The sequence below is a fragment of the Paludibacterium denitrificans genome, from assembly GCF_009707705.1.
Classification (GTDB): domain Bacteria; phylum Pseudomonadota; class Gammaproteobacteria; order Burkholderiales; family Chromobacteriaceae; genus Paludibacterium_A; species Paludibacterium_A denitrificans.
Window position 1 is genome coordinate 2,046,167 of record NZ_WLYX01000001.1, and the last position, 23,379, is coordinate 2,069,545.

General features: G+C 60.3%; 31 protein-coding genes and 5 pseudogenes. 22 read left to right on the forward strand and 14 right to left on the reverse strand.

Features of this window, described 5'->3' with window-relative positions; genetic code table 11:
- Positions 1-66: 66 nt before the first annotated feature.
- Complete coding sequence (locus GKE73_RS13395; protein ID WP_230370396.1) at positions 67-381, reverse strand: BON domain-containing protein; 315 nt, start codon at positions 379-381, stop codon at positions 67-69.
- Between the two features lie 253 nt (positions 382-634).
- Between GKE73_RS13395 and GKE73_RS13400 the strand changes: the two genes are divergently transcribed.
- The 3 genes from GKE73_RS13400 to GKE73_RS13410 are packed head-to-tail and all read left to right on the forward strand — an operon-like array spanning position 635 to position 1,919.
- Positions 635-946: a murein transglycosylase A family protein gene (locus GKE73_RS13400; RefSeq protein ID WP_230370397.1), complete on the forward strand. Its 312-nt coding sequence runs from the start codon at positions 635-637 to the stop codon at positions 944-946.
- Positions 916-1,809, forward strand: coding sequence for an MltA domain-containing protein (locus GKE73_RS24840; protein WP_230370398.1), 894 nt, complete (start codon positions 916-918; stop codon positions 1,807-1,809). The genes GKE73_RS13400 and GKE73_RS24840 overlap by 31 nt, the downstream gene beginning before the upstream one ends.
- The gene (locus GKE73_RS13410) at positions 1,710-1,919 is read left to right on the forward strand and encodes a 3D domain-containing protein (protein WP_230370399.1); all 210 of its coding nucleotides are present in this window, start codon (positions 1,710-1,712) and stop codon (positions 1,917-1,919) included. Before GKE73_RS24840 ends, GKE73_RS13410 begins: the two co-directional genes overlap by 100 nt.
- Positions 1,920-1,958: 39 nt before the next feature.
- Here the strand turns inward: GKE73_RS13410 and GKE73_RS13415 are convergent, their stop codons facing one another.
- The 5 genes from GKE73_RS13415 to GKE73_RS13435 all read right to left on the reverse strand — a co-directional run bounded on the left by GKE73_RS13415 (position 1,959) and on the right by GKE73_RS13435 (position 5,714).
- Positions 1,959-2,597: a Bax inhibitor-1/YccA family protein gene (locus tag GKE73_RS13415; protein ID WP_312854573.1), complete on the reverse strand. Its 639-nt coding sequence runs from the start codon at positions 2,595-2,597 to the stop codon at positions 1,959-1,961.
- 271 nt (positions 2,598-2,868) lie between these two features.
- Positions 2,869-3,270, reverse strand: a complete 402-nt coding sequence (locus GKE73_RS13420) for a zinc ribbon domain-containing protein (protein WP_230370401.1) — start codon at positions 3,268-3,270, stop codon at positions 2,869-2,871.
- Positions 3,267-3,992: a hypothetical protein gene (locus tag GKE73_RS13425; RefSeq protein ID WP_230370402.1), complete on the reverse strand. Its 726-nt coding sequence runs from the start codon at positions 3,990-3,992 to the stop codon at positions 3,267-3,269. Before GKE73_RS13425 ends, GKE73_RS13420 begins: the two co-directional genes overlap by 4 nt.
- 26 nt (positions 3,993-4,018) lie before the next feature.
- Positions 4,019-5,122 carry a zinc ribbon domain-containing protein gene (locus GKE73_RS13430; RefSeq protein WP_230370403.1) on the reverse strand — a complete coding sequence of 368 codons (1,104 nt, stop codon included), beginning with the start codon at positions 5,120-5,122 and terminating at the stop codon, positions 4,019-4,021.
- 61 nt (positions 5,123-5,183) lie between these two features.
- Positions 5,184-5,714, reverse strand: coding sequence for an OmpA family protein (locus tag GKE73_RS13435; RefSeq protein WP_230370404.1), 531 nt, complete (start codon positions 5,712-5,714; stop codon positions 5,184-5,186).
- 303 nt (positions 5,715-6,017) lie between these two features.
- Between GKE73_RS13435 and GKE73_RS13440 the strand changes: the two genes are divergently transcribed.
- Positions 6,018-6,596, forward strand: coding sequence for an RluA family pseudouridine synthase (locus GKE73_RS13440; RefSeq protein WP_230370405.1), 579 nt, complete (start codon positions 6,018-6,020; stop codon positions 6,594-6,596).
- Positions 6,597-6,680: 84 nt separating this feature from the next.
- On the opposite strand, the gene queF is transcribed toward GKE73_RS13440, so the two are convergent.
- Both queF and murJ read right to left on the reverse strand, forming a co-directional pair.
- The gene (gene queF, locus GKE73_RS13445; protein WP_230370406.1) at positions 6,681-7,520 is read right to left on the reverse strand and encodes an NADPH-dependent 7-cyano-7-deazaguanine reductase QueF; all 840 of its coding nucleotides are present in this window, start codon (positions 7,518-7,520) and stop codon (positions 6,681-6,683) included.
- A gap of 45 nt (positions 7,521-7,565) precedes the next feature.
- Positions 7,566-9,103, reverse strand: a pseudogene (gene murJ, locus GKE73_RS13450) (murein biosynthesis integral membrane protein MurJ).
- A gap of 129 nt (positions 9,104-9,232) precedes the next feature.
- Between murJ and rpsT the strand changes: the two are divergent.
- A complete protein-coding gene (gene rpsT / locus GKE73_RS13455) occupies positions 9,233-9,496 on the forward strand; it encodes a 30S ribosomal protein S20 (RefSeq protein WP_230370407.1) in 264 nt (87 codons plus the stop codon).
- A 282-nt stretch (positions 9,497-9,778) separates the two neighbouring features.
- Here rpsT and GKE73_RS13460 read toward each other — a convergent pair whose 3' ends face one another.
- The 3 genes from GKE73_RS13460 to fabI form a co-directional block, all read right to left on the reverse strand.
- The gene (locus GKE73_RS13460) at positions 9,779-10,387 is read right to left on the reverse strand and encodes a bifunctional enoyl-CoA hydratase/phosphate acetyltransferase (RefSeq protein WP_312854574.1); all 609 of its coding nucleotides are present in this window, start codon (positions 10,385-10,387) and stop codon (positions 9,779-9,781) included.
- A 5-nt stretch (positions 10,388-10,392) separates the two neighbouring features.
- On the reverse strand, positions 10,393-10,557 hold the full coding sequence (locus GKE73_RS13465; RefSeq protein ID WP_230370408.1) for a hypothetical protein: 165 nt from the start codon (positions 10,555-10,557) through the stop codon (positions 10,393-10,395).
- A 91-nt stretch (positions 10,558-10,648) separates the two neighbouring features.
- A complete protein-coding gene (fabI, locus tag GKE73_RS13470; RefSeq protein WP_245394064.1) occupies positions 10,649-11,359 on the reverse strand; it encodes an enoyl-ACP reductase FabI in 711 nt (236 codons plus the stop codon).
- Positions 11,360-11,640: 281 nt separating this feature from the next.
- Here fabI and GKE73_RS13475 point away from each other — a divergent pair, with 281 nt between their 5' ends.
- The 7 genes and pseudogenes from GKE73_RS13475 to GKE73_RS26595 all read left to right on the forward strand — a co-directional run bounded on the left by GKE73_RS13475 (position 11,641) and on the right by GKE73_RS26595 (position 15,342).
- On the forward strand, positions 11,641-11,886 hold the full coding sequence (locus GKE73_RS13475) for an FmdB family zinc ribbon protein (protein ID WP_230370409.1): 246 nt from the start codon (positions 11,641-11,643) through the stop codon (positions 11,884-11,886).
- A 226-nt stretch (positions 11,887-12,112) separates the two neighbouring features.
- A pseudogene (locus GKE73_RS23595) lies at positions 12,113-12,184 on the forward strand (DUF502 domain-containing protein); the annotation flags it as partial.
- A gap of 85 nt (positions 12,185-12,269) precedes the next feature.
- Complete coding sequence (locus GKE73_RS23600) at positions 12,270-12,380, forward strand: hypothetical protein (RefSeq protein WP_312854450.1); 111 nt, start codon at positions 12,270-12,272, stop codon at positions 12,378-12,380.
- Positions 12,347-12,574, forward strand: a complete 228-nt coding sequence (locus GKE73_RS13485; RefSeq protein ID WP_230371561.1) for a DUF502 domain-containing protein — start codon at positions 12,347-12,349, stop codon at positions 12,572-12,574. The genes GKE73_RS23600 and GKE73_RS13485 overlap by 34 nt, the downstream gene beginning before the upstream one ends.
- Before the next feature lie 76 nt (positions 12,575-12,650).
- A pseudogene (gene aspS, locus GKE73_RS13490) lies at positions 12,651-14,454 on the forward strand (aspartate--tRNA ligase).
- Between the two features lie 401 nt (positions 14,455-14,855).
- The gene (locus tag GKE73_RS26590) at positions 14,856-15,068 is read left to right on the forward strand and encodes a redoxin domain-containing protein (RefSeq protein WP_230370410.1); all 213 of its coding nucleotides are present in this window, start codon (positions 14,856-14,858) and stop codon (positions 15,066-15,068) included.
- Positions 15,031-15,342: a thioredoxin domain-containing protein gene (locus tag GKE73_RS26595; RefSeq protein WP_230370411.1), complete on the forward strand. Its 312-nt coding sequence runs from the start codon at positions 15,031-15,033 to the stop codon at positions 15,340-15,342. Before GKE73_RS26590 ends, GKE73_RS26595 begins: the two co-directional genes overlap by 38 nt.
- 113 nt (positions 15,343-15,455) lie before the next feature.
- On the opposite strand, the gene GKE73_RS13505 is transcribed toward GKE73_RS26595, so the two are convergent.
- Positions 15,456-16,052, reverse strand: coding sequence for an arylesterase (locus GKE73_RS13505; RefSeq protein ID WP_230370412.1), 597 nt, complete (start codon positions 16,050-16,052; stop codon positions 15,456-15,458).
- A 124-nt stretch (positions 16,053-16,176) separates the two neighbouring features.
- Here GKE73_RS13505 and GKE73_RS26600 point away from each other — a divergent pair, with 124 nt between their 5' ends.
- From GKE73_RS26600 to GKE73_RS13535, 7 genes are all read left to right on the forward strand, one after another.
- Positions 16,177-16,413, forward strand: a complete 237-nt coding sequence (locus GKE73_RS26600; protein WP_312854451.1) for an ATP-binding cassette domain-containing protein — start codon at positions 16,177-16,179, stop codon at positions 16,411-16,413.
- 31 nt (positions 16,414-16,444) lie between these two features.
- Positions 16,445-16,747, forward strand: a complete 303-nt coding sequence (locus GKE73_RS26605; protein ID WP_312854452.1) for an ATP-binding cassette domain-containing protein — start codon at positions 16,445-16,447, stop codon at positions 16,745-16,747.
- Positions 16,744-16,956 carry a hypothetical protein gene (locus tag GKE73_RS13515; RefSeq protein ID WP_230370413.1) on the forward strand — a complete coding sequence of 71 codons (213 nt, stop codon included), beginning with the start codon at positions 16,744-16,746 and terminating at the stop codon, positions 16,954-16,956. The genes GKE73_RS26605 and GKE73_RS13515 overlap by 4 nt, the downstream gene beginning before the upstream one ends.
- 44 nt (positions 16,957-17,000) lie before the next feature.
- Entirely contained in the window at positions 17,001-17,315 is a 315-nt protein-coding gene (locus tag GKE73_RS13520) for a hypothetical protein (RefSeq protein ID WP_230370414.1), read from the forward strand.
- Complete coding sequence (locus GKE73_RS23605; RefSeq protein WP_280954931.1) at positions 17,285-18,808, forward strand: ABC transporter permease; 1,524 nt, start codon at positions 17,285-17,287, stop codon at positions 18,806-18,808. Before GKE73_RS13520 ends, GKE73_RS23605 begins: the two co-directional genes overlap by 31 nt.
- Positions 18,777-19,163, forward strand: a complete 387-nt coding sequence (locus tag GKE73_RS13530; RefSeq protein WP_230370415.1) for an FtsX-like permease family protein — start codon at positions 18,777-18,779, stop codon at positions 19,161-19,163. The genes GKE73_RS23605 and GKE73_RS13530 overlap by 32 nt, the downstream gene beginning before the upstream one ends.
- Before the next feature lie 202 nt (positions 19,164-19,365).
- Positions 19,366-19,827, forward strand: coding sequence for a DUF2946 family protein (locus tag GKE73_RS13535; protein ID WP_230370416.1), 462 nt, complete (start codon positions 19,366-19,368; stop codon positions 19,825-19,827).
- An 86-nt stretch (positions 19,828-19,913) separates the two neighbouring features.
- Here GKE73_RS13535 and GKE73_RS13540 read toward each other — a convergent pair whose 3' ends face one another.
- Both GKE73_RS13540 and GKE73_RS13545 read right to left on the reverse strand, forming a co-directional pair.
- A complete protein-coding gene (locus GKE73_RS13540) occupies positions 19,914-20,177 on the reverse strand; it encodes a hypothetical protein (RefSeq protein WP_230370417.1) in 264 nt (87 codons plus the stop codon).
- Positions 20,178-20,301: 124 nt separating this feature from the next.
- The gene (locus GKE73_RS13545) at positions 20,302-20,841 is read right to left on the reverse strand and encodes a DUF3313 family protein (protein ID WP_230370418.1); all 540 of its coding nucleotides are present in this window, start codon (positions 20,839-20,841) and stop codon (positions 20,302-20,304) included.
- Between the two features lie 351 nt (positions 20,842-21,192).
- Between GKE73_RS13545 and mltG the strand changes: the two are divergent.
- The 3 genes and pseudogenes from mltG to GKE73_RS13560 form a co-directional block, all read left to right on the forward strand.
- Positions 21,193-22,181, forward strand: a pseudogene (gene mltG / locus GKE73_RS13550) (endolytic transglycosylase MltG).
- Positions 22,181-22,828, forward strand: a complete 648-nt coding sequence (gene tmk / locus GKE73_RS13555) for a dTMP kinase (protein WP_230370419.1) — start codon at positions 22,181-22,183, stop codon at positions 22,826-22,828. The pseudogene mltG and the gene tmk overlap by 1 nt, the downstream one beginning before the upstream one ends.
- Positions 22,828-23,297: pseudogene (locus GKE73_RS13560) on the forward strand (DNA polymerase III delta subunit-related protein); the annotation flags it as partial. The gene tmk and the pseudogene GKE73_RS13560, both read left to right, overlap by 1 nt.
- Positions 23,298-23,379: the final 82 nt, after the last annotated feature.

The following is a 23,379-nucleotide window of genomic DNA, read 5'->3' on the forward strand; positions in this document are numbered from 1 at the left end:
GGGAACATTTCCCGGCTTTTTTTGCGTTTTGTGGCTCCGTATCAGGTGGAGCCATGGCCGCGTGGATTATTTCATCATCATGTTGTTGGTGATGTTGACCACGCCCGGCACGTCCTGTGCAATGGTACCGGCCTTGACCATTTGCTGGTCGTCGGTCATGGTGCCTTCGATCGTGATATCGGCTTTCTTGGCGGTGACTTTCAGGTTCAGCGCCTTCAGTTCCGGATCATTGTCCAGCGCCTGTTTTACTTGGGCGGCCAAGGCTTCACCGGTGGCTGTCGCCGCAGCGGCAGCTTGTTCGGCGTGGGCTACGGTAGCCATGAACGAGCCGGACAGTGCCAGCGTGGCCAGCAGAATGGAACGGACAGCCATGCGTTTCATCGATATCTCCTTAAGTCATTCAAGCAGCGTTTTATTCTGGCGATAGCCAGTGATTGGGTAACTTTGAGCGACATGGTAACGGGCTTTCGTTGCAGATTTGTTGCTGCCCAATGAAACGTCAGCTTTCCGCGTGCTACCACAGAAAAGTGGAGACGAACGCGGCGAGGGCGGCCGATCGCAGTAGAATATCCGCCTTGATCATTGTCGATGCCGTCGCCCCGGGCGGCGGATAGCATGCCCAGAGGCTAAACCCATGCTGAAACGATTGTTGTGGCTGTTGCCGGTGAGCTGGCTGGCCGCCTGTTCCACGACGCCGCTGCATTCCACCGGCGGTGCCTACCCTACCGATTTCTCTCGCTTGCCCGGCTGGCAAAGCAGCGTCATGGGCGATACCTTGCAGGGCTTGCAACAGAGCTGTCGTGCCACCGGCAAACGGCCGCAATGGGCGGCTGTCTGTCAGGAAGCGGCGCGGCTGCCAAACGATGACGCCAATAGTATCCGGCAGTTTTTTGAAACACGTTTCAATGCCGGCAAGTGCGTGATGGCGCCGGGGATAGCGGCCTGATTACCGGCTATTACGAACCGCTGCTCAGCGGCAGCCGGGTGCGTAGCGAGCGCACGCCGTATCCGCTGTATGGGGTACCGGCCGATCTGGTGACGGTGGATTTCCCGGCAGCGGCGCGCGGCAAGGCGCTTCTGGTGGCGCGCCGGGTTTCGGCCAACCGTCTGGCGCTGGTCATGGGGGCTGACAGCGCGGGGCCGGGGCAGGTGGAAATCCATCCGGCGGATTTTGTCGTGGATAACCGCACCAGCTTACCAAGGGCCGCTTGGTTGGCAACCGACTGCTGCCGTATTACCGGCGCGACGAGATTGAACAGGGCAAAGGGGTGGATACGGCGCCGGTTCTCGCCCTGGGTGGAAGACCCGGTCGAGCTGTTTTTCCTGCAGGTGCAAGGCTCCGGTCGCATTCAGCTGGAAGATGGCAGCTTTCTGCATGTGGGCTATGCCGACCAGAATGGTTACGGTTACCAGTCCATCGGCAAATGGCTAGTGGAGCAGGGCGAGCTGACACTGGCCAATGCCTCGATGCAGGGCATTCAGGACTGGATCAAGGCCCATCCGCAGCGCCAGCAGGAGTTGTTCAACGTCAATCCGAGCTATGTGTTCTTCAAGCCGCTGCGTGGCGATGACAGCGGGCCGATCGGTTCGCTCGGGGTACCGCTGACCGGTGGTTACAGTATTGCTGTCGATCCGAAATACATTCCGCTGGGAACGCCGGTGTATCTGGTTACCACCGGCCGTTGTCACAGCAGCCGCTGGCGCGGGTGGTGCATGCGCAAGATACCGGCGGGGCGATTCGTGGCGCGGTGCGTGCCGATTTCTTCTGGGGCTATGGGACCGAAGCGGGCATGTACGCCGGGCGCATGAAACAGTCTGGCAGTTTATGGATGTTGCTGCCCAAGGGGATGACACCGTGCCTTCCGCCAGTTGAGCACGAGGTTGTGCCACAACGAAAACAGGGCCGCTCACGCGCATGACGTGAGCGGCCCTGTTGCTGTCAGGGTTGGCCGAAAGGCTTAGCGGCGTTGCAGCTGCATCAGGATGCGAACCACGTACCAGAACAGCAGCGCTACCGAGGCAAACAGATGCAGGGCCGCACCGGCGGGGCGATCGGCCGGGTAGTCACGGATGATGCGCGAGGTATCGAACAGGATCATGCCGCTTACCAGCAACAGCATCGCACCGGAAAACACAATGCCCGTGGTGAAGCCGAACAGCACGCTGCACACGATCACCCCCAGCGCCACCAGGCTGCCGATGGCTAGAATCGGGGCGAGGAAAGAGAAATCGCTCTTGGTGCTGAAGGCGGTATACGTCAGGCCACCGGTCAGCATCAGTGTCAGCAGGCCAGCGGTAGGGACGATGGTCGGGTCAACCATATAGGCCAGCGTCAGCAGCGGGGCAAAGATCAGCGCCTCCGCCAGCACATACAGCCCCAGACCGATGGCCCGGGTGCTGTTGCTGGCGGCATTTTCCGACAGGTGTGTGGCCAGTTTGGCCACCAGCATGAAAGCGCCCAGTACCAGCAGCCAGCTGTAAGACGTTTTGGACAGCGCCTTGATCATGACCACGCCAAGGCCCGAGGAAACAAAGGCGGCGCAGAGCACGGTAAACAGACCCAAGGCCCCGGCCAGATACAGATAGGTGCGGCGGATGAAGGTGGCGCGATCAACGACCGGCGCCGCCTGTACGCTTAAACGAAGGAAGGTTCAAACGGCATCGTGTGTTCTCCTTGGAAAGGGATCAAGTCCCGTTGCGGCTGACGCTACTCCTGTCTTGCGCCGCTGGCAATCAGGCGCGGGGCGGATGACTGGAGTGGCAGCCCAATGGCCGCGAGTCGCGCCCCTGCCATAAGTTGGCCAAAGCCCCCCAGCGTGTCGCCATGAACAGAGCATGGCCACTGGGGCGCTGATCGGGCTGGCGTGGTTAGCGCATCTTGTGACCACAATGGCCGCAGAATACGTCGTCCGCCTCAGCTGGTGCATGGCAGGCCGGGCAAACCGGCGCAGCCACTTCCGCCGCCGCTTCGGCCGGTGCGCAAGCTGTGGCTGGCGCGCTGCGTTGGGCCACGCGTTCTTCCATGCGCTGGCGTGCTTCGTCCATCTTGCGTCGAGCCTGCTCCACGCGCTGTTTCACCAGCGCATCGCTGGCTTCCAGATTCAGCCCTTCAATGGCGGACAGATAGATCTGGCAAAAGCCCTGTAAACCGATCAGCCCCGGCAGGATAAATGCCACGGCCAGCAACAGTGAGGTGCCGATCATCCCGGCCAGCAGATAGCCGTTACCCTCGCCCATGCCGTTCGCCATCATCAGCAGCGACGTCATCATGCCGCCGCCCATGCCGCCCATACCTCCGGTGTGGCCAAGGCCGAGAATGCCCGAGCGGCCATGCCACCCGTCATGCTCAGGCCGAAGAGCAATACGCCACTGATGATGAAGCTGGTGACGCCAATGATCAGCATCAGCACGATTTCCTGCAGCATCACCGCCAGCAGGCGTTGCCGTACCACTGCCAGCAGGTTGCTGACCACTTGCAGCACGCTGGCGCCATGCCAGACGGCGGAGGCGGCCAGCGGGAAAAACACATAGGCCAGCGCGAAGAAGGTCAGGCCCAGCAGCAGGGTGGTCAGCGGCATGATGAAGGTAAACAGCAGTGGCCCTACGCCGGGAATCTTGCAGATCAGGAACAGGATGGCAACGGCCAGCAGCAAAAGCAGCAGTCCCACGGCCGCCACCAGCGCCACGCCCAGCAGGCGATGGCTACTTAACAGCGAGGCCATGACGGCTTCCAGTGGCGGGCGTGAAACGCCATTACGGCTGGCATCCATCAACATGATCCCCACCGCATTGCTGCCGTAAAACAGGGTGGCCAGCGCCAGCAGTCCGCCCAGCCCGATGGCAAAGCTGCTGTGCATCATGGCGAACAGGCCAAAGATCAGGGTACTGCCGATCAGGGTGCTGGCGTACAGCAAGACGGCACGCCAGTTGCCGACCGCTTCGGTGGCGTTCAACAGTGAACCGGTGGATTTAAGCTGCTCGGACATTCTCATGGAGGACTCCTGTGGTCTTGGGCGGATTATTCCAGGCCCATCTGGCGTTTGAGTTCTTCTTTCTGGCGACGGATGTCATCACGCAACTTGCCGTTGCCATGGCTTTGACGGGCCGGGGCGTGTGCGTTGTCGGCGGTTTCGGTTAAGCATTGGTGGTTCTGGCGCGGGCGCCGCCGCCGTTTTGTGCGCTTGCGAGGGGATGGATTATCCGGGGCAACGTCCTGCGACGGCATCGGCGGTTCCGGATTGGCTGGCACGCGCTTGGCGACTGGCGCCGACGCTACCGCTGGTGCACTGGCTACCGGCGTGGGCAGCGAGGATTTGTCGATAATGTGGGTACCCGGTGCCATTTCCATCGGTTGTCCTGCCGGGGACGATGCCGTGCTCTTGCTATTAGCTGGCTTACTTGGGCTGAGGACGCCACTTAACAGCAGGCCGCCCGCAATGGCGAGCACGGCCAGCAGCACACTACCCCAGAGCAGTAGCGGACGCCGCCGTTTCGGCGCTGGGGTTTCGGCCAACTTGGCGCTGTCCGGGATGTACGATGCCAAACGTTCGGTCTCGGCCGTGGGGACGGAGAGTTTAAGCTCCGGCTCTGCCGCGGGTGCGGGAGGCGCAAGCTCTGCCGGAGTCATGGCCTCGACGGGCGACGTGGCGGCGTCAGTTTGCTGTGTTGGGAGCGGTTCTTTGAGCTCCGATAGCGGCGGCGTCGGGCTTGTTATTGGCTCGACAACAACATCAATCGTCGTTTCCGCTGGCGTTGGCTCGGGTGCGGTGATGACGGCGGCGGCGATAGCCGACGCGCTCTCCGGCTGGGCCGTGGTTTGTTGCTGTGGCTCGGCAGCCTCAGGTTCCGCTATGACGGGGGTTACGTCCAGCGGGTCGTGATGGGCTGGTGCCGCGCTGGCGACTTCGGGTTCGGCCAACGCTGGGGCAATGTCGGCCGGTGTGTTGGGCCGCAGGTCATGACCACATTTTTTGCAAAAATGGCTATCGGCTTTGTTGGCGGTGCCGCAATCCGGGCAAGGTGTGGTGGCGACGGCTGGGCTGGCGGAGAGGGCGGTGCCGCAGCTACGGCAAAAATGCGCATCCTCCCGGTTTTGAGTATGACAGGCTGGGCAAGTGGCCATAATAAGGTCCTTGTGAGCATGGGCCGGGCAGGTGGTGGCTGCCCGGGCGTGCTGGCAGGGGTTAGTTGTTGAACAGTTTCTTGCTGAACTCGACCACGCTGTTGACCAGATCGCCCAGCGGATCGCCGATATTTTCTTTGCGCTCGCCCAGAATGATGATTTCCGTGCGGCGGTTTTGTTGCCGCCCGCTGGCGGTGGCGTTGCTGGCAATCGGGCGGTTCATGCCGTAGCCGACCGCCTTGATGCGGTTTTTCGCCACACCACGATTCACCAGTTCTTTCATCACCGACAGGGCGCGCAGCTCCGACAAGTCCTGATTCAGTTCTGCGCTGCCGGTGTTGTCGGTATGGCCTTCAATCACCACGTTACGGTGGGTTTTGGTCTGCAGAATGTTGGCCACCTTGTCCAGAAACGCCGCGCCACCCGGCTTCAGATCGGCCTTGCCCGGATCAAACAGGATTTTTTCGCTGGAGCGGATTTCCACCCCGCGCCGGGTTTGTGTGACGGTGATGTCTTTTTGTTGTGGCTGCACCGCGCAGGCGCTTAACAGCGTGGCGGTCAAAAGTAGCGGGATCAGGCGCGACCGGGTCATGTCAGGGCTCCATTTCGCGTACGGGTTATGACGGTGGGGCAGTACATTATCATGAAACAGTGACAGTAATGGTGACGCCTGCTGCGGATGGCGGAGTTGATCTAGCCTAAATGTTGTGAAAAAACCGCCACCTGTGTGCCCGGGCTGCGGAAAGACGGTGCCATGACCACGCGTTGACGTGCTTGTCCGGCCTGCGCCTTGCGCCGATAATCGCTTAGCCGTTTGATTGTCTCTGTTGCATCATGACCGTACACACTTTGTCGCATTACTCCCCGCCGCCGGATCGGGGGTTAAGCGTGATCTATGCCGATGACTGCCTGGTGGTGCTGGATAAGCCGTCCGGGCTGTTGTCGGTGCCGGGGCGCGGGGAAGATCGTGCCGATTGTCTGGCCAGCCGCGCCCAGGGCACGTTTTGCCGATGCGCTGATCGTGCACCGGCTGGATATGTCCACGTCCGGCCTGATCGTCATGGGGCGTGGGCCGCAGTGGCAGCGCGCACTGAGCGTGGCGTTTCAGGACCGGCAGGTGCACAAGCGTTATCAGGCCGTGGTAGCGGGGCTGCTGTCACCGGAAAGCGGCGTGGTGGACTTGCCCTTGCTGACCGACTGGCCGAACCGGCCGCGGCAAAAAGTGGATCATGAACTGGGCAAGCGCGCGCAAACCCGTTATCGCCTGCTGGCGCATGACGTGGCCGCGGCTACCAGCCGGGTGGAGCTGGAGCCGATCACTGGCCGCACGCATCAGTTGCGTGTGCACATGCAGCAGTTGGGCCATCCGATTCTGGGTGATGATCTGTATGCCGACGAGGTGGCCTGTTTAGCAGGCGCCGCGGCTGTTGCTACATGCCTGCCTGTTGGAGCTGGCACATCCACGCAGTGGTGAGCGGCTGGTGTTGCAAAGCCCGGTACCGTTTTAACGGCGGAGAGGGTTGGCCGAAAGGTTTTCGGCCAACCTTATATGGCTATGCTATTGGCGGGCGGTGCGCAGATTCGGGCCTGCCACGGCACCACAATTAGTGCGGAACGGATTGATGTCCAACCCGCCACGCCGGGTATAGCGGGCGTATACGGTGAGCTGCTGCGGCTGACACTGACGCAGCACATCGGCAAAGATACGCTCCACGCACTGCTCGTGAAATTCGTTGTGCTGGCGGAAGCCGATCAGGTAACGCAGCAGGCTTTCGCGCTCGATGCGTGGCCCGCGATAACTGATTTGCACGCTGCCCCAGTCCGGCTGGCCGGTGACCAGGCAGTTGGACTTGAGCAGATGGCTGCACAGCGTTTCGCTGACCAGTTCCGCCGGATCGGCACGCAGCACCTCCGGGCAGGGCGCGTAGTGCGCCACTTCAATATCCAGTTCGTCCAGACTCTCGCCAGCCAGTTCGGCCATTTGCAGGCTGGCAAATTGCGCGGGTAGCAACAGGCTGACGCTCACCGGCACGCCGGCGGCCTGACTCAGGTCCGCTGTCAGCCGTTGCTGTAACACCTCAACGCTCTCCAGCCGCGTCTGGTTGAAGCTGTTCAGATACAGCTTGAACGATTTGGATTCGATCAGGTTCGGGCTTTCGGCCGGAATGCGAAATTCGGCAATCGCCACCTGTGGCTTGCCGCGCGCGTTGAGCCACGACAACTCATAGCCGGTCCAGATATCCACGCCACTGAATGGCAGCGTTGCCTCGTCCAAGCCGATTTCCTGACGCTTGAGCTGGCGGGCAATCGGAAACAGCAGCGAGGGATCGTAGGTGTCCCGGTAGCTGACGGTCTTGCCCAGCGGCGAGTGTTCTGGCGTCGTGGCAGCAGGTGTCATGTTCATCTCCGACAGGTTGCAAGGTTGGCCGAAAACCGGGCGCACTCAGTTTTCACGCCGCATGAAATCGCGTGGGCGGAATCCCGTGCCAAACAGCGTGGCAAAATAGGTCAGGGCGCTTACCACGATCAGCAAGGTCAGCCAGCTCGCGCGTTGCCAAGCGTGTCCGTGCCAGTTCACCGGCAGCAGCCATTGCAGCACCAGCAGCGTGGCCACCATGGCAAGGATGGCCAGTACCATCTTGCCCAGAAACCCCGTCCAGCCCGGCTTGGGTTGATAGATGCCGTGCTTGAGCAATGTGGTCAGCAGCAACCCGGCATTCAGGCACGAGCCCAGACCAATCGACAACGACAACCCGGCGTGCTTGAGCGGAAAGATGAACGCCGGGTTCATCAACTGCGTGGCCACCAGCGTGATCACGGCAATGCGCACCGGGGTCTTGATGTTCTGGCGCGCGTAAAACCCCGGCGCCAGCACCTTCACCAGAATCAGCCCCAACAGGCCGATGGCATAGGCCACCAGCGCCTGCTGCGTCATGGCGACATCGTGCATGCCAAATTTTCCATACATGAACAGCGTATACAGCAGCGGCCCGGACAGCACCCCCAGCCCCACCGTCGCTAAACACGGCCAGCAGCAGCGACAGCCGGATACCCCAGTCCAGCAGCGCACTGAACTGTTCGCCCGAATCATTGGCCGCGTGTTTGGACAGCGATGGCAGCAAAATCGTACCCAGCGCCACGCCCAGCACCCCGGTGGGAAACTCCATCAGCCGGTCGGCGTAGTACATCCACGACACGCTGCCTTGCGGCAGAAACGACGCAAAGGTGGAATTGATCAACAGCGAAATCTGGGCAATGGAAACGCCGAAAATCGCCTACCCCATCTGCCGGATCACCCGCCACACCTCGCTATCGCCCCAGACCAGGGCGCGGCCGCGGTAGCATGTTGATCTTCTTCAGATACGGCAACTGCCAGACCAGCTGAATCAGCCCGCCCACAAACACCGCCCAGTGCCAGCACCATCACCGGCGGGTGAAAGTAGTGCACCAGAAACAGCGAGAACAGAATGAACGACAGGTTAAGAAACGTCGGCGTGAAGGCCGGGATCGAAAACTGGTTCCAGCTGTTGAGCAGGCTTAGGCGAGCGACGACAGCGAAATGAAAAAGATATAAGGAAAGGTAATGCGCAACAAATCGATGGTAAGCGCCGCCTTGGCCGGGTCACGGTAAAAGCCCGGCGCGGAAATCCACAAGATCAACGGCGCCGCCAGCATGCCCAAGGCCGTTACCAGCAGCAACACGGCACCGAGCGCACCGGAAACCTTGGCAACAAAGTCGCGGGTTTCTTCCTCGCTGCGTTTGTGTTTGTATTCGCCCAGAATCGGCACAAACGCTTGCGAGAACGCCCCTTCGGCAAAAATCCGTCGCAGCATGTTGGGCAGTTTGAACGCCACAAAAAATGCATCCGTGGCAAGGCCCGCGCCAAATACACGGGCGACGATGGCATCCCGGGCAAAACCCAGAATGCGAGAAATCAGGGTCATGCTGCTGACCGCAGCCAGCGCCTTGAGCAGGTTCATGTATACTTTTCAAGCTAAGAGCGGGTTAGGCAAGCGCGCTAGTTTACGCTGGCCGCTTTGTTGTTGCAAAACCCCCCTTTAGAGATTAGAATCGCGGGTTTCAGATTCCGCTCATCAGGAGAAAGATTCATGGCTAACAGCGCACAAGCTCGCAAGCGTGCACGCCAGGCCCTTAAGCAGCGCGCGCACAACGCCAGTCTGCGTACTGCGTTCCGTACTGCAGTAAAGAAAGTGCTCAAGGCAATTGAAGGTGGCAACAAAGCTGCTGCTAAGGAAGTGTTCCGTGCTTCTGTTAAAGTTATTGACCGCATCGCGGACAAGGGCGTGTTCCACAAAAACAAGGCCGCTCGTCATAAGAGCCGTCTGTCTGCCCAGATCAAGGCTCTTGCCTGATCTAGCATCGCGCGATTAGTCGCAAAGGCTCCGCCAGTGGCGGGGCCTTTTGTTTTTCTGGCGCTGGTGTGGGTTTCGGGCGATCAGCACTACCGCCCGTGGTGGTTGCTGTGTGAAGTTGCAGGCTAGGGTTTTAAGCCGGTGTGGTGCCGGTGTGCCAACAAGTTGGCCACCGCGCTGGAGGCGAGCCGGTCGTAAGCGTTGTCGGCCCGGCTGGTAAGTACAATCGGCACTCTTGCGCCCATGACGATGCTTAAGCACAGGCTGCTGCGGCCAGATAGGTCAGTTGCTTGGCCAGCATGTTGCCCGCTTCCAGACCGGCACCAGCAGGATGTCGGGATCACCCGCTACGGCGGAAACAATCCCCTTACTTTCGGCTGCAACGCGCGAAATGGCGTTATCAAACGCCAACGGCCCATCCAGAATGGCGCCGCGAATTTGCCCCCGGTCTGCCATCTTGCACAACGCCGCGGCGTCCAGCGTCGAGCGCATGTGCGGGTTGATGGTTTCCACGGCGGCCAGAATGGCAACTTTAGGGACGGCAATTCCCAGTGCATGACACAGATCGATGGCGTTCTGGCAAATATCCGCCTTGGCGCTGAGGTCTGGCTCAATGTTGATAGCGGCATCGGTGATATACAAATGCCGCGGGTAGCTGTCGACTTTCATGATGAACACATGGCTGAGGCGCCGTTCGGTGCGGAGGCCACAGCGGCGATCCAGTACCGCGCTCATTAGTTCGTCGGTATGCAGGCTGCCCTTCATCAGCATGGCGGCGCGGCCTTCGCGTACCAGCGCCACCGCCTGTGCGGCGGCGGCGTGGCTGTGTGGTGCGTCGATCAGGGTGTGGTGGCGCAGATCCAGGCCGTGTTGTGCCGCCAGTGTGCGGATCTTGCTTAAGCCGGGCCAACCAGAATGGGGCTGGCAATGCCTTGTTCTGCCGCTTCCAGTGCGCCTTGCAAGGCTTCATGGCTGCACGGGTGGACAACGGCCATTGGCAGCGGCCCATGCTGCTGCGCGGCGGTTAGGAAGTCGGCAAACGCGCCGTCATCGTGCTCCATGCGGTGTCCTCCTGTGGCTGGCGGTCAGTGCAACCGTCTGCGTGACCGCCATGCCGCTGTCAGTATCAGGCCATGATGTTGAATCCGCCATCTACATAAATGACCGGCCGGTGATCGCGCGCGAGATATCGGAAATCAGGAAGGCGCAGGTTTGGCCAACATCTTCGATATCCACCAGCTTGTTTTGTGGCGCACGGGCAATGGCTTCGTCGATCAGTTGATCGAAGTGGGCAATGCCGGACGCAGCGCGGGTTTTCAGCGGGCCGGGCGATACGGCATGCACGCGGATGCCTTTGGGGCCCAGTTCATGGGCAAGGTAGCGCGAGGTGCTTTCCAGCGCCGCTTTGACCGGCCCCATGATGTTATAGTTTTCCACCACCTTGTCTGCACCATAGTAAGTCATGGTGATCAGTGAGCCACCGTCTTTCATCAGCGGTTCGGCCAACTTGGCCATCTCCACGAACGAGAAGCACGACACATGCATGGCTTGCAGGAAACCTTCGCGCGAGCAGTCGACCACGCGGCCGTGCAGGTCGTCCATCGGGCAGAAGGCGATGGAATGGATGAGAAAATCCAGCTTGCCCCAGTGGGCTTCCACGTCGCGGAACACGGCTTCCAGCTGGCCCGGCTCCTCGACGTTCAGCGGCAGCACCAGCGAGGCCTCCAGCTGGTCAGCCAGCGGCCGCACGTATTTCTCGGCTTTGCTGTTGAGATAGGTAACGGCCAGCTCGGCGCCCAGATCGCGCAGTACGCGGGCGCAGCCATAAGCAATGCTGTTGTCGTTGGCGATGCCGACGATCAGGCCTTTTTGCCAGTTAGAGGTGTGTGTGGATGATTCATGTGGACCCCGTCAGTTTATGGTGTGTAATGTGCAATGATTGAGCGTGACAGCAAGATATTGCGTCAACGTGAAAACGGTATTTTTGTAATGCCGGAGCAGTCGGCTATAATCATGAGCTTGTCGGCAACCCTCTTGAGGATTTGTGCGGTTGTCCGCATCTGTCACGTAAGGCTAGGCAGTTGCTTAACGTAGCAATAATTATGCCTTTATGTTGTTGTCAATTGTGACGCGAGAGTAAATCCATGCCAATTTACGAATATCATTGTGATTCCTGTGGTGTTGCCAAGGAACACTTGCAAAAGATGAGCGACGAGCCGATTGCGGTTTGTCCGGAATGTGGTAGCCATGATTACCATAAATTGGTGTCCGCCGCCGGTTTTCAGCTGAAAGGTTCCGGCTGGTATGTCACCGATTTCAAAAATGGCAATTCCGGCGGTTCGTCCGGCGGCGGCCATAACTGCGGTTCTGGCTCCTGTGGGTGTGCGTAACCCTTCATGAAACCACTCAACATGACCCTCAAGGGTTATCTGGTGGCTTAGCCTGCTGATCTGGCTGCCGCTGGCGGTAACCCTGTGGGTGCTCAATCTGATTATCAGTACGCTGGATCAGACGCTCAATCTGCTGCCGGTAGAATTGCGCCCGGAAAGCCTGTTTGGTTTTCACATTCCCGGTCTGGGGGTGGTGTTCGCGCTGTTGCTGTTGCTTGGCTCCGGCATGCTGGGGGCCAATGTGCTGGGGCAGCGGCTGATCCGCTTCTGGCACGGCCTGCTGTCGCGCACGCCGGTGGTCAAGTCCATCTATAACAGCGTCAAGCAGGTGAGCGATACCCTGCTGTCTGATTCTGGCCGAGGCGTTCAAGAAAGCGTTGCTGGTGCAGTTTCCGCATCAGGGCATGTGGACCGTAGCGTTTCAGACCGGCCAGTTGCTTAAGCGTCCGTTCAGCTCAGTTTGCAGCCGGAGTGTCCGGATGACGAGATGGTAGGGGTGTATGTTCCGACCATCCCCAACCCCACCTCCGGCTATTTTGTCATGGTACCGAAGAAGGCCACCCGCGAGTTGGACATGACCGTGGATGACGCCCTGAAGTACGCCATTTCCATGGGGATGGTGGTGCCGAGTGTGCCGGGCCGTGAGCCGGTTGAGCCTCACCATGCTGTGCGCAGTCTCCGGAACTAGGCGTCACCCTGCCGGTTCCCCATGTTTTTACCATTTAGAACGACCAGATACCGAATCCAAGAAAAGGGTTAACCCAATGCGCACCGATTATTGCGGACTCATTGACAAAAAATTTCTCGGCCAGACCGTTACCGTCAAAGGCTGGGCACACCGTCGTCGTGACCATGGCGGCGTGATCTTCATCGACCTGCGTGACCGTGAAGGTCTGGTGCAGGTTGTCATTGATCCGGATACCCCGGAAGCGTTCAAGACCGCCGATTCCACCCGCAACGAATACGTGTTGTCGGTGACCGGTATCGTGCGCGAACGTCCGGCTGGTACCACCAACAGCAATCTGATCTCCGGCGAGATCGAAATCCGCCAAAGAGATCGAGATTCTCAACAGTGCCGCGACCCCGCCGTTCCAGATCGACGACGAAAACATTTCGGAAAACGTGCGTTTGCTGAACCGTGTGATCGACCTGCGTCGTGCGCCGATGCAGCGTAACCTGCGCCTGCGTTATCGCGTGGCAATGAACGTGCGTAATTATCTGGACAAGCAGGGTTTCATCGACATCGAAACGCCGATGCTGACCCGTTCCACGCCGGAAGGTGCCCGCGACTATCTGGTGCCGTCGCGCGTGCATCCGGGCGAATTCTTCGCCTTGCCGCAGTCGCCGCAGCTGTTCAAGCAATTGTTGATGGTGGCCGGTTTCGACCGCTACTACCAGATCACCAAATGCTTCCGTGACGAGGACTTGCGTGCCGACCGTCAGCCGGAATTCACCCAGATCGACACGGAAACCTCGTTCCTCAACGAGAACGAGATCATGGACATCACTGAAGGCATGGCTCGCCATATCTTCAAGGACGTGCTGGATGTGGAACTGTCCGAGTTCCCGCGCATGACCTACAACGATGCCATGTTCTACTACGGTTCCGACAAGCCGGATCTGCGCGTATCGCTCAAGTTCACCGAACTGACCGATCTGATGAAGACTGAGGAGTTCAAGGTGTTCCGTGCTGCCGCCGACATGCCCAACGGCCGCGTGGTGGCACTGCGCGTACCGGGCGGTGCCAAGCTGTCACGCAAGGACATCGATGCTTACACCCAGTTCGTTGGCATCTACGGCGCCAAGGGCCTCGCGTACATCAAGGTCAACGACAAGAGCAAGATCAGCAACGACGAAAACAGCGGCTTGCAGTCGCCGATCGTCAAATTCCTGTCGGTCAATGCGCTGAACGAAATCATGGCGCGTACCGGTGCCGATAACGGCGACCTGATCTTCTTTGGCGCGGACAAGGCCAAGGTGGTGAACGAAGCCATCGGCGCATTGCGCATCAAGATCGGCCACGAACACGGCTTGCAGGATGGCTATTTCGTCAAGGAATGGCGCCCGCTGTGGGTGGTGGATTTCCCGATGTTCGAATACGACGAAGACGACGATCGCTGGACCGCGTGTCACCATCCGTTCACCAGCCCGAAACCGGGGCATGAGGACCTGATGGAAAGCGATCCGGCCAACTGTCTGGCGCGTGCTTACGACATGGTGCTCAATGGTTGGGAAATCGGTGGCGGTTCCATTCGTATCCACCGTGCCGACGTGCAGGAAAAAGTGTTCGCCGCGCTGAAGATCAGCCCGGCCGAGCAACAGAACAAGTTTGGCTTCCTGCTCGACAACCTGAAATTTGGCGCTCCGCCGCATGGTGGTCTGGCCTTTGGTCTGGATCGTCTGGTTACGCTGATGGCCGGTGCCGATTCCATCCGTGACGTGATTGCCTTCCCGAAAACGCAACGCGCCCAGTGTCTGCTGACCAACGCGCCGAACGCCGTGGACGACAAGCAGCTGAAGGAATTGAACCTGCGTCTGCGCCAGAAGGCCGAACAGCCGTCTGCCTAATTGTCAGGTTGGCCGAAAGTACCCAACGGGCTCCCTTTGCGGAGCCCGTTTTTATTTGGCGATACGCCAGTGCTTGCTTGAAATTGGCGGTTAGCGACCTAACCTGAGTAGAGTATGCCGATGCGCTGGCGCACATTGCCAATCTTTATTGTCATGATATGGATTTACAATTGGCGCAATCGTGCCGACTTGTTTTAAATCGTCGCTTGTTCGACACGCTCCTGTGCCCGACAGGTGCCTGTTGTTATCTTGAATACCCGATTAAGGAGATGTCCATGGCCGTACTCGTTGCAAAAAAAGCCCCGTTCTTTGATGGCGAAAAATCCTTCTCCGCCGTGCTGGGCGATGGTCAGATCGTCGACAACTTCAACTTCAAGCAAGCCACTGCTTAAAAGTATGCCGTGGTGTTTTTCTACCCGCTGGATTTCACCTTTGTCTGCCCGTCCGAACTGATCGCCTTTGATCATCGTCTGGAAGAATTCAAGAAGCGCAATGTGGAAGTAATCGGCGTGTCCATCGACAGCCAGTTCACCCACAACGCCTGGCGCAATACCCCGGTAGAAAAGGGCGGTATCGGTGCGGTTGGTTACACCCGGTGGGCGACCGGGCCATGATCTGGTCAAGGCCTATGATGTGGAAAGCGAAGGCGGTGTGGCCTTCCGCGGTTCCTTCCTGATCGACAAGGACGGCGTGGTACAACACCGGGTAGTGAACAACCTGCCGCTGGGCCGCAATATCGACGAAATGCTGCGTATGATTGACGCGCTGCAGTTTGTTGAAGAAAACGGCGAAGTTTGCCCGGCTGGCTGGAGCAAAGGCAAAAAAGGCATGAAGGCCGACACCGCTGGTGTGGCTGCTTATCTGGCTGAGAACGCCAAAGAATTGTAAGCCTGCTGTTGGCCGGAAATGTCCGGTCATCTCGCCAAAAAGCCGTACCTTGAAGGGTACGGCTTTTTTGTGGTGTAAACAGGGCGCAGGAATGCTCCAGACTTCGGTGCGGTCTAGTGTAGTGGCAACTTGGCCTTGACCGTGCGCATCATGTCGGCCTGACGTTCGGCCTTGGGGTGAATGCCATCGGGCTGGAACTGGTTAAGGTTTTTTTCGAAGCTTACCACCAGCAGCGGCACATAGGCCGGGCGGTTACGGCGCGCCAGTGTATCGTAGACGGCGCGGAACTCTGCGGTATATTGCGGGCCATAATTAGGCGGCAGCGCCATGCCAACCAGCAGCACCTTGGCATGGGCCTGCCGGGATAGCGTTACCATTTTTTGCAGGTTGCTGGCGATACGAGCCGTGGGCAGGCCACGCAGCCCATCGTTGCCGCCCAGTTCCAGTACCACGACGTCGGGTTTATGCTGACGCAGGGCTTGCGGCAGACGAGTCAGACCACCATCGGTGGTTTCGCCGGACTGGCTGGCGTTGATGACGCGATGGCGCGCCGCAAGATCGCGTTGCAGCAATGTGACCCAGCCCTGTCCCGGCTGCAGACCATACCCCGCCGACAGGCTGTCGCCAAATACCAGAATGGTGGCTGCCCCTGCTGGCGCAATGGCCAACAGTGCGGTCAGTAATCCGATGCGTACACTAACTGAAAGCATATGAGTCCTATCGATAACAAGGCGATATTGTCCGCCGTAGAGTTGGCCAAGGAAATACATTATCAGGGCGAGCCGCTGACGATTTTGCGTTCGGCCAGCCTGACGCTGTACGAAGGGGGAGAGCGTGGCCATTCTGGGAGCGTCTGGCTCCGGCAAGTCCACCTTGCTGTCCTTGCTGGCCGGGCTGGATCACGCCAGTTGCCGCGAAGTTTCGTTGTTCGGCCAACCCTTGTCTGGTCTCAACGAAGATCAGCGCGCGTTGCTGCGCCGGGACAAGGTCGGCTTTGTGTTCCAGAATTTCCAGTTGATGCCGCAACTGACCGCGCTGGAAAACGTCATGCTGCCGCTGGAGCTGGCTTAGCCGCAAGGATGCGCGCGAAGCGGCACAGCACATGCTGGAGCGCGTGGGGCTATCGCACCGGCTGCAACATTATCCACGTCACCTCTCGGGCGGCGAGCAGCAGCGCGTGGCACTGGCTCGCGCGTTTGTCATCCAGCCGGGCATTCTGTTTGCCGACGAACCCACCGGTAATCTCGATCCGCATTCCGGGCGTCAGATCATTGATCTGCTGTTTCAGCTCAACGCCGAAGAAGCCACCGCGCTGGTGCTGGTGACGCATGATAACGAATTGGCCAGCCGCTGCGATGCCATTTACCGTCTGGTGGACGGCAAGCTGGTTGGAGCGCGGGCATGACGTTCTGGGGGCGACTGTTGCTGGCCCTGCGCTTTGCCCGGCGCGAACTGCTGGCCGGTGAACTGACGGTCTTGGCGCTGGCTCTGGTGGTGGCCGTGACGGCGATGACCAGTGTGGGGTTTTTCTCCGATCGCGTCGCCCGCGGCCTGACCACGCAGGCGACACAATTATTGGCGGCTGATCTGGTGCTCAGCAGTAATGCGCGTTAACGCCGGTCCGGCTGCGTCAGGAAGCTGTCCGGCGCGGGCTGGCGGTGGCCGAACAGATTACCTTTCCCTCCATGGTGTTTGCCAATGGTCAGGCGACTCTGGCCACCTACAAGGCCGTCAGCGATCACTACCCGCTGCGCGGACAGGTGACGATCGAGCTGGCAGGCAATGGGCAGCAAAGCGGAGCCTTGCACCCGGCACCCGGCACGGCCTGGGTGGACCTGCGTCTGGCCCAACGACTCAAATTGCAGATCGGCGACACCCTCACGGTGGGGAACGCGCAGCTGCGTCTGGTAAGCTTAAAATCATCCGTGAACCGGACGGCAGCATGGATGTGTACAACTTCATCCCGCGCCTGATGTTCAACCGCGCCGATCTGCCCGCCACCGGCCTGATTCAGGAAGGGACGCGCGCACGCTGGCGGCTGATGCTGGCTGGTGAGGACCGTCAGGTGGATGCGATCCGCCAATGGCTGGCACCCCATCTACCTGCCGGTGCACGGCTGGAAAATGTGGAAGATGCCCGGCCGGAGGTGCGCACCGCACTGGAGCGGGCACGACGTTTTCTTGGCCTGACGGCCATGCTGACGGTTTCTCTGGCGGCGGCTGCGGTGACATTGGCCGTGCGACGCTATCTGGCACGCCACTGGCAATCGGTGGCGGTGTTGCGCTGCATGGGGCTGACCTCGCGTGAGGTGGGCGGGCTGTTTGTCAGCGTGTTTGTGCTGCTGGGGCTGTGTCTTAGCCGTGATCGGCGCCGTGCTGGGCTACGCGGTGCAGGCGGGCCTGATGCAGTTGGCCATCAGTTGGGTGGGCGAGGTACTGCCGCAGCCGGGGATACTGACCTGGTTGCTGGGGCCACTGGCGGCCCGGCGTTGCTGGGCGGATTGGCCTTGCCGCCATTGTTGGCCATTCGTCAGGTGACGCCGCTGGCGGTCTTGCGCGATGAGCGTCCGGCCCGACGCCCGGGCTGGCTGGCCCCGCTCTTGGCCATGCTGGCCTTGTTGGCGCTGGCGGCCTGGCAGGTGGGCGATGCCCGCTTGGCGGGCTGGCTGCTGGCGGCAATGTTGCTGTTCTTTGCGGCGGTGGGCGTGTTGGCCCGTGCCGTGGTGGCCTTGTTGCGGCGCCTGCCATCGGGCGGCACGGTGGGCTGGCGTTTTGGTCTGGCCAACATGGCGCGCCGTCCCCGGTTGGCGGTGGTGCAGATGGTGGCGTTGGCGGTGGGGTTGATGGCGCTGTTGACCCTGACCGTGGTGCGTGGCGACCTGATTGATGCCCGGCAGCGCAGTATTCCCGCCGATGCGCCCAACAAGTTTGTGATCAATATCCAGCCACCGCAAAAAGCGGCGTTGCAGCAAGCGTTTGTGCAGAGCGGACGACGGGCACCGGAATTGTCGCCCATGGTACGGGCGCGGCTGTTGGCGATCAACGAGGTGCCGGTGCATCCGGCAGCGTACGGCGACGAGCGGGCGCGCAGGTTGGCCGAACGGGAATTCAACCTGTCCTGGCGTGATACCCTGCCGCCGGGCAACCAGCTGGCCGCCTACCAGTGGTGGTCGGGGCACCGGCCGCCGCCGCAGTTTTCCGTCGAGCGCGGGCTGGCGGAAACGCTGGGGATTCGGCTGGGCGACACACTGGCGTTTGACATAGCCGGTACCACCTATCGGGCGCGGGTAACCAGCCTGCGCGAGGTGCCGTGGGACAGTTTTCGCGTCAATTTCTTTGTGCTGGCGCCGCCCTCCTTGTTTGCCAATCAGCTTAGCCAGCTGGATTACCAGTTTCCGCCTGCGCCCGGATGGCGAGCCATTCATCAACCAGCTGGTGGAACAGTTTCCCAACCTCACCGTGATTGATGTTACCGATATTCTGGAGCAGGTGCGGGCGGTGGTGGACAAACTGAGCCGGGCCGTGGAGGCGATGTTTGTGCTGGCGCTGGCTGCGGGTGTGTTGGTGTTGTGGGCCGCTCTGGCGGCCACGCGCGACGAGCGGCTGTTTGATGTCGGGCTGATGCGTGCGCTGGGCGCCTCGCGTCAGCAGGTGACCCGTGTCGTGTTGGCCGAGCTGCTGTGGCTAGGGGCGCTGGCCGGTTTGCTGGCAGCATTGGGCGCCATGGGCATTGGTGCGTTGGCGGCTGCCAAATTGTTCAACCTGCCGTGGAGCCTGAACCCGTGGCTGCTGCCCTTAGCATGGCTAGTGGCATGGTGGTAGTGGCTGCGGCGGGCTGGCCGCTGGTACGCAAGGTGACGCACACATCGCCGATCAGCGTGCTGCGCAGCATGTAGCGGCCGCATCGGGCGCTGGTGTTAACAAGGTTGGCCGAAACACGAGCCAGCAAGGGGATTGAGATGGATGAACAAGTGTTGGCTGCTCTGGTGAAATGGCCGAATGTGCTTAAGCGGTATTTGGCTGGTTGCGGCTGGATGGTCGCGGCCAATGGTGGCTACGCGAGCAGCGGCTGGCGCATCCGGCCATGGTCGAGTTTTTTCACCGCAATTACAGCCGTGATGCAGCGGGGTGCTATTACGTCCAGAACGGCCCGCAAAAAGTGTATGTCAGTCTGGAGGTGGCGCCCTTCGTGGTGCGTCGTGCGGCCGATGGCTGGAGTGTGTTGCCCTATAACCAGCAATTGGTGCCGCGTACTGCCTACATGACGCCGGAAGGACAGCTGTTGCTGGAAATTGGCGGCGAACTGGCATTGCTGGACGACCGAGATCTGGTCTGGCTGGTGGAGGAGGCGCTGTCTGATTGGGATGGCGAGCTGGCGACGTTACCCGCGCAGTTGCGGTTGCCTGAAGGGGGGCTGCCGCTACAGTCGGCGCCGCTCGCGGCGCTGTTGGCCGACTACGGCATCGTGTCACAGCCCGTGCCCTGATTGCGGTGTACTCGAGCAAACAGCCCGTACCCAGCCTTGTCAGCGGCCGGATACGGGCTGTTTGGATAAGGTCAGCGTGAGGCTGATTATTTGGCGCTACTGTCTTTCACGCACTTCTTGACGAAGCTGGTCTTGGCGGCACCGGCCAGTTTCTTTTCGGCCGCTTTGGCATCGCAGCTGGCCTGGGCATTGTTGGCCTTGGCATCCTTTTCGCACTTCTTGATGAAGCTGGCTTTGGCGGCACCGGCCAGTTTCTTTTCGGCCGCCTTGGCTTCGCAGGTGGCATCGGCCGCCGACGCTACGTTGGCCGAAAACAGGGTAAGCAGAGCCAGCAGGGCAATGTTGCGCATCGTCGTTTTCCTTTTCAAAGTGGGCATTGAGTGATCCATGCGGTAAGCTGGTGCAGCCGTTTGGTGCGAATCACCGTGTCAGACAATAGCATAGAACATCTGGCCGCCAGTAGGCAGGGCTTCTTCAGACGACCGCACCGTTGGCCAGCACCTGTGCCAGCCGCAAGGCATTTTGCCGGTTCCACTGATCAATGCGTTGTTGCAGGCTGGCATTGGCCGGTTCGGCGTTGGCAATGCTGTTGGCGCCGCTGTCGGCCAGATCCGCTTCACCGGCCAGCAGTTTGCCAGTAAGCGCATCTTCCAGTTGTCCCATGGCGAGAATTTCCAGCAGATAGGCATCCATGCCGGTGCCTCTGTGTGCCAGCGCCACCACCTTGTCGATGGCGTGCGTGGCGTCGTTGTCCAGCAATGAACCATCGCGCTTGAGGCGGCTGACTGCCAGCCGCAAGCGTGCCACGCCCGGTGCGGGATGGTCGGTAATGCTTTGCTGATGTTGTGCCAGTGCCCGGCTCAGGCTGCGACGGTAATACTGGTTGAGCGGATGGCTGGCTTCGGTTTCCAGTAGCTGCCAACGACCTTGTGGGCTGCGATCGAGGATGGCCAGTGGCGCAATGATCAGGCTGTGGTAGCGTTTCAGGTCGGTCCCCGGCGTGAGGTAAACCATTTGACCGGGCGTATGCAGTGAATGCTGAAAGGCGCCTGGCGGCAGCGATAGCAGTCTGGCCGACTGGTTTAGCTTGCGCCAGACTGGCCAGTGAGCTCCGAGGCCATCAGCGCACAAGCCAGGTTGTGAAGCGGTTTCATGGTGCGTTCCGGTTTGGGAAATGGGGGATTGACCGGGCCGAGTCGTCGTCGTTCCCGAAATTTTATGCCAAACGCAATAATTAACAATTTGTAAAGAAAAAGCCAGTGCGCGTGACCGTGGCGATGTCGGCTGCTGGCGCTTGCTGGTATCATTCCACCTTATTCTTCCGTGGTTTCTGCCCGGTACAACCAGCCTGTTTCTAGCTCTCCGATGAAAATGTTTTCCCGTTTCCTGATGGCCCTTGTTGCCGCTGCCCTGTTGTGGCTGGGCTGGGTCGTGGTCGTTCCTGTCACCGTGCCTCACGCTCCTTACAAGCTGACGGTGGGCCCTAATCGCACGTTGAACCAGGTTGCACATGAACTGGAAAAAGAAGGGGTCATTCGCAATCGTCAGGTGATGGTGTTGCTGGCGCGCCTGAGTGGCGCGGATCGCAAGATCAAGGCGGGCCTGTACCTGTTCAACGATAGCGTCTCGATGCTGGATGTGCTCAAACGCCCGGCCGAAGGCCATCCGGATGAAGCCAGCCTGACCATCATTGAAGGCTGGACCTTCCACCAGTTCCGTCAGGCGGTGGACAAGAGCCCGGACTTGCAGCATCTGGCGCGCGGCTGGTCCGATGCGCAATTGATGCAGGAACTGGGCGTGACGGCCGATCACCCGGAAGGGCTGTTCTTCCCCAGTACCTATCTGTTTACCGCTTACCCAGTGATATCGAACTGTATCGACGCGCCTATCGCACCATGCAAACCCAGCTGGATGAGGCTTGGGCCGGGCGACGGGGCGATTTGCCATACAAGACGCCGTATGAGCTGTTGACCATGGCCAGCCTGATCGAGAAAGAAACCGCGCGCGAGGCCGATCGGCCCATGGTGGCGGCGGTATTTGTCAACCGGCTGGTGAGCGGTATGCGCTTGCAGACAGACCCGGCCGTCATCTATGGCATGGGGCGCAGCTATCGCGGCAATATCAGCAAGTCTGATCTGCGCCGTGACACCCCTTACAACACCTATACCCGTGGCGGCCTGACGCCCACGCCGATTTCGCTGCCGGGCAAAGCCTCGCTCGATGCCGCCGCTCATCCTGCCGACTCGCGCGCACTGTATTTTGTGGCCCGCGGCGATGGCAGCTCGCATTTTTCCGAAACACTGGATCAGCATAATCAGGCTGTGCGCAAATACATTTTGAAGAAAGAGCGCTGATGAGTGCCACGCATAATCCAATCCAGCCGCGCGGCCGCTTCATTACGCTGGAAGGCATCGACGGCGCGGGCAAAAGCACCCATCTGGCGTTTATCCGCCAATGGTTGGCCGAACAGCGGATCGACGCGGTGTTTACCCGCGAACCGGGCGGTACGCCGATTGGCGAAAAGCTGCGCGGCTTGTTGCTGGATGTCGACACCGCCGTCACGCTGGATACCGAAACCCTGCTGGTGTTTGCCGCGCGTCAGGAACATATCGCCCGGGTGATTCGCCCGGCGCTGGCAGCCGGTCAGTGGGTGGTGTCCGATCGCTTTACCGACGCCACCTTTGCCTATCAGGGCGGCGGGCGCGGTGTACCGCTGGCGCGCATTGCCCAACTGGAAGACTGGGTGCAGCAAGGACTGCAACCGGATTTGACCTTGCTGTTTGATGTGCCGCTGGAGGTGGCCGCGCAGCGCATGGCCGACAGCCGGGTGCTGGATCGTTTCGAGCAGGAACAGGCCGATTTCCACGCCCGCGTGCGTGCTGCCTATCTGCAACGGGCCGAAGGTTGCGCCCGCTTTGCCGTGCTGGATGCCAGTCGTGCGCTGGCGCCGATCCAGCAGGATATTGCTGCGCGGCTGCAGCAACTGGTGGGGCAGGTCTGATGCTGTACCCCCGGCAGCAGGACGACTGGCGACGGCTCAACGCCGAGCGTGAGCGTTTGCCCAATGCCCGGCTGTTTACCGGCCCGGGCGGCACCGGCAAGCTGGAGTTTGCCGAGCATCTGGCGCAATCGTTGCTGTGCGAACAGCCGCAGGCCGACCATCAGCCATGTGGCCAGTGTGAAGCCTGTCGCTGGTTTGCCCATGGCTCGCATCCGGATTTTCGTCGCCTGACGCCACATGGCGAGGACGAGGCGCCCAGCAAAGACAGCAAGCCGACGCGCAAGCTGCCGGTGATCAAGATCGAGGCGGTGCGTGAGGTGATCGACTTTGCCCATCTGACCGCGCACCGTGCCGGTCGCCGGGTGGTGCTGGTCGAGCTTACGAGGCACTTAATCCGGCCGCCGCCAATGCCTTGCTCAAGATTCTGGAAGAACCGCCTGAGCAAGTGCTGTTTCTGCTGGTGGCGCAGGCGCCGCAACGTTTGCTGCCCACCATCCGCAGCCGTTGTCGCCAGTTTCCGCTGTCGCATCCGGATCATCGCCAAGCGCTGG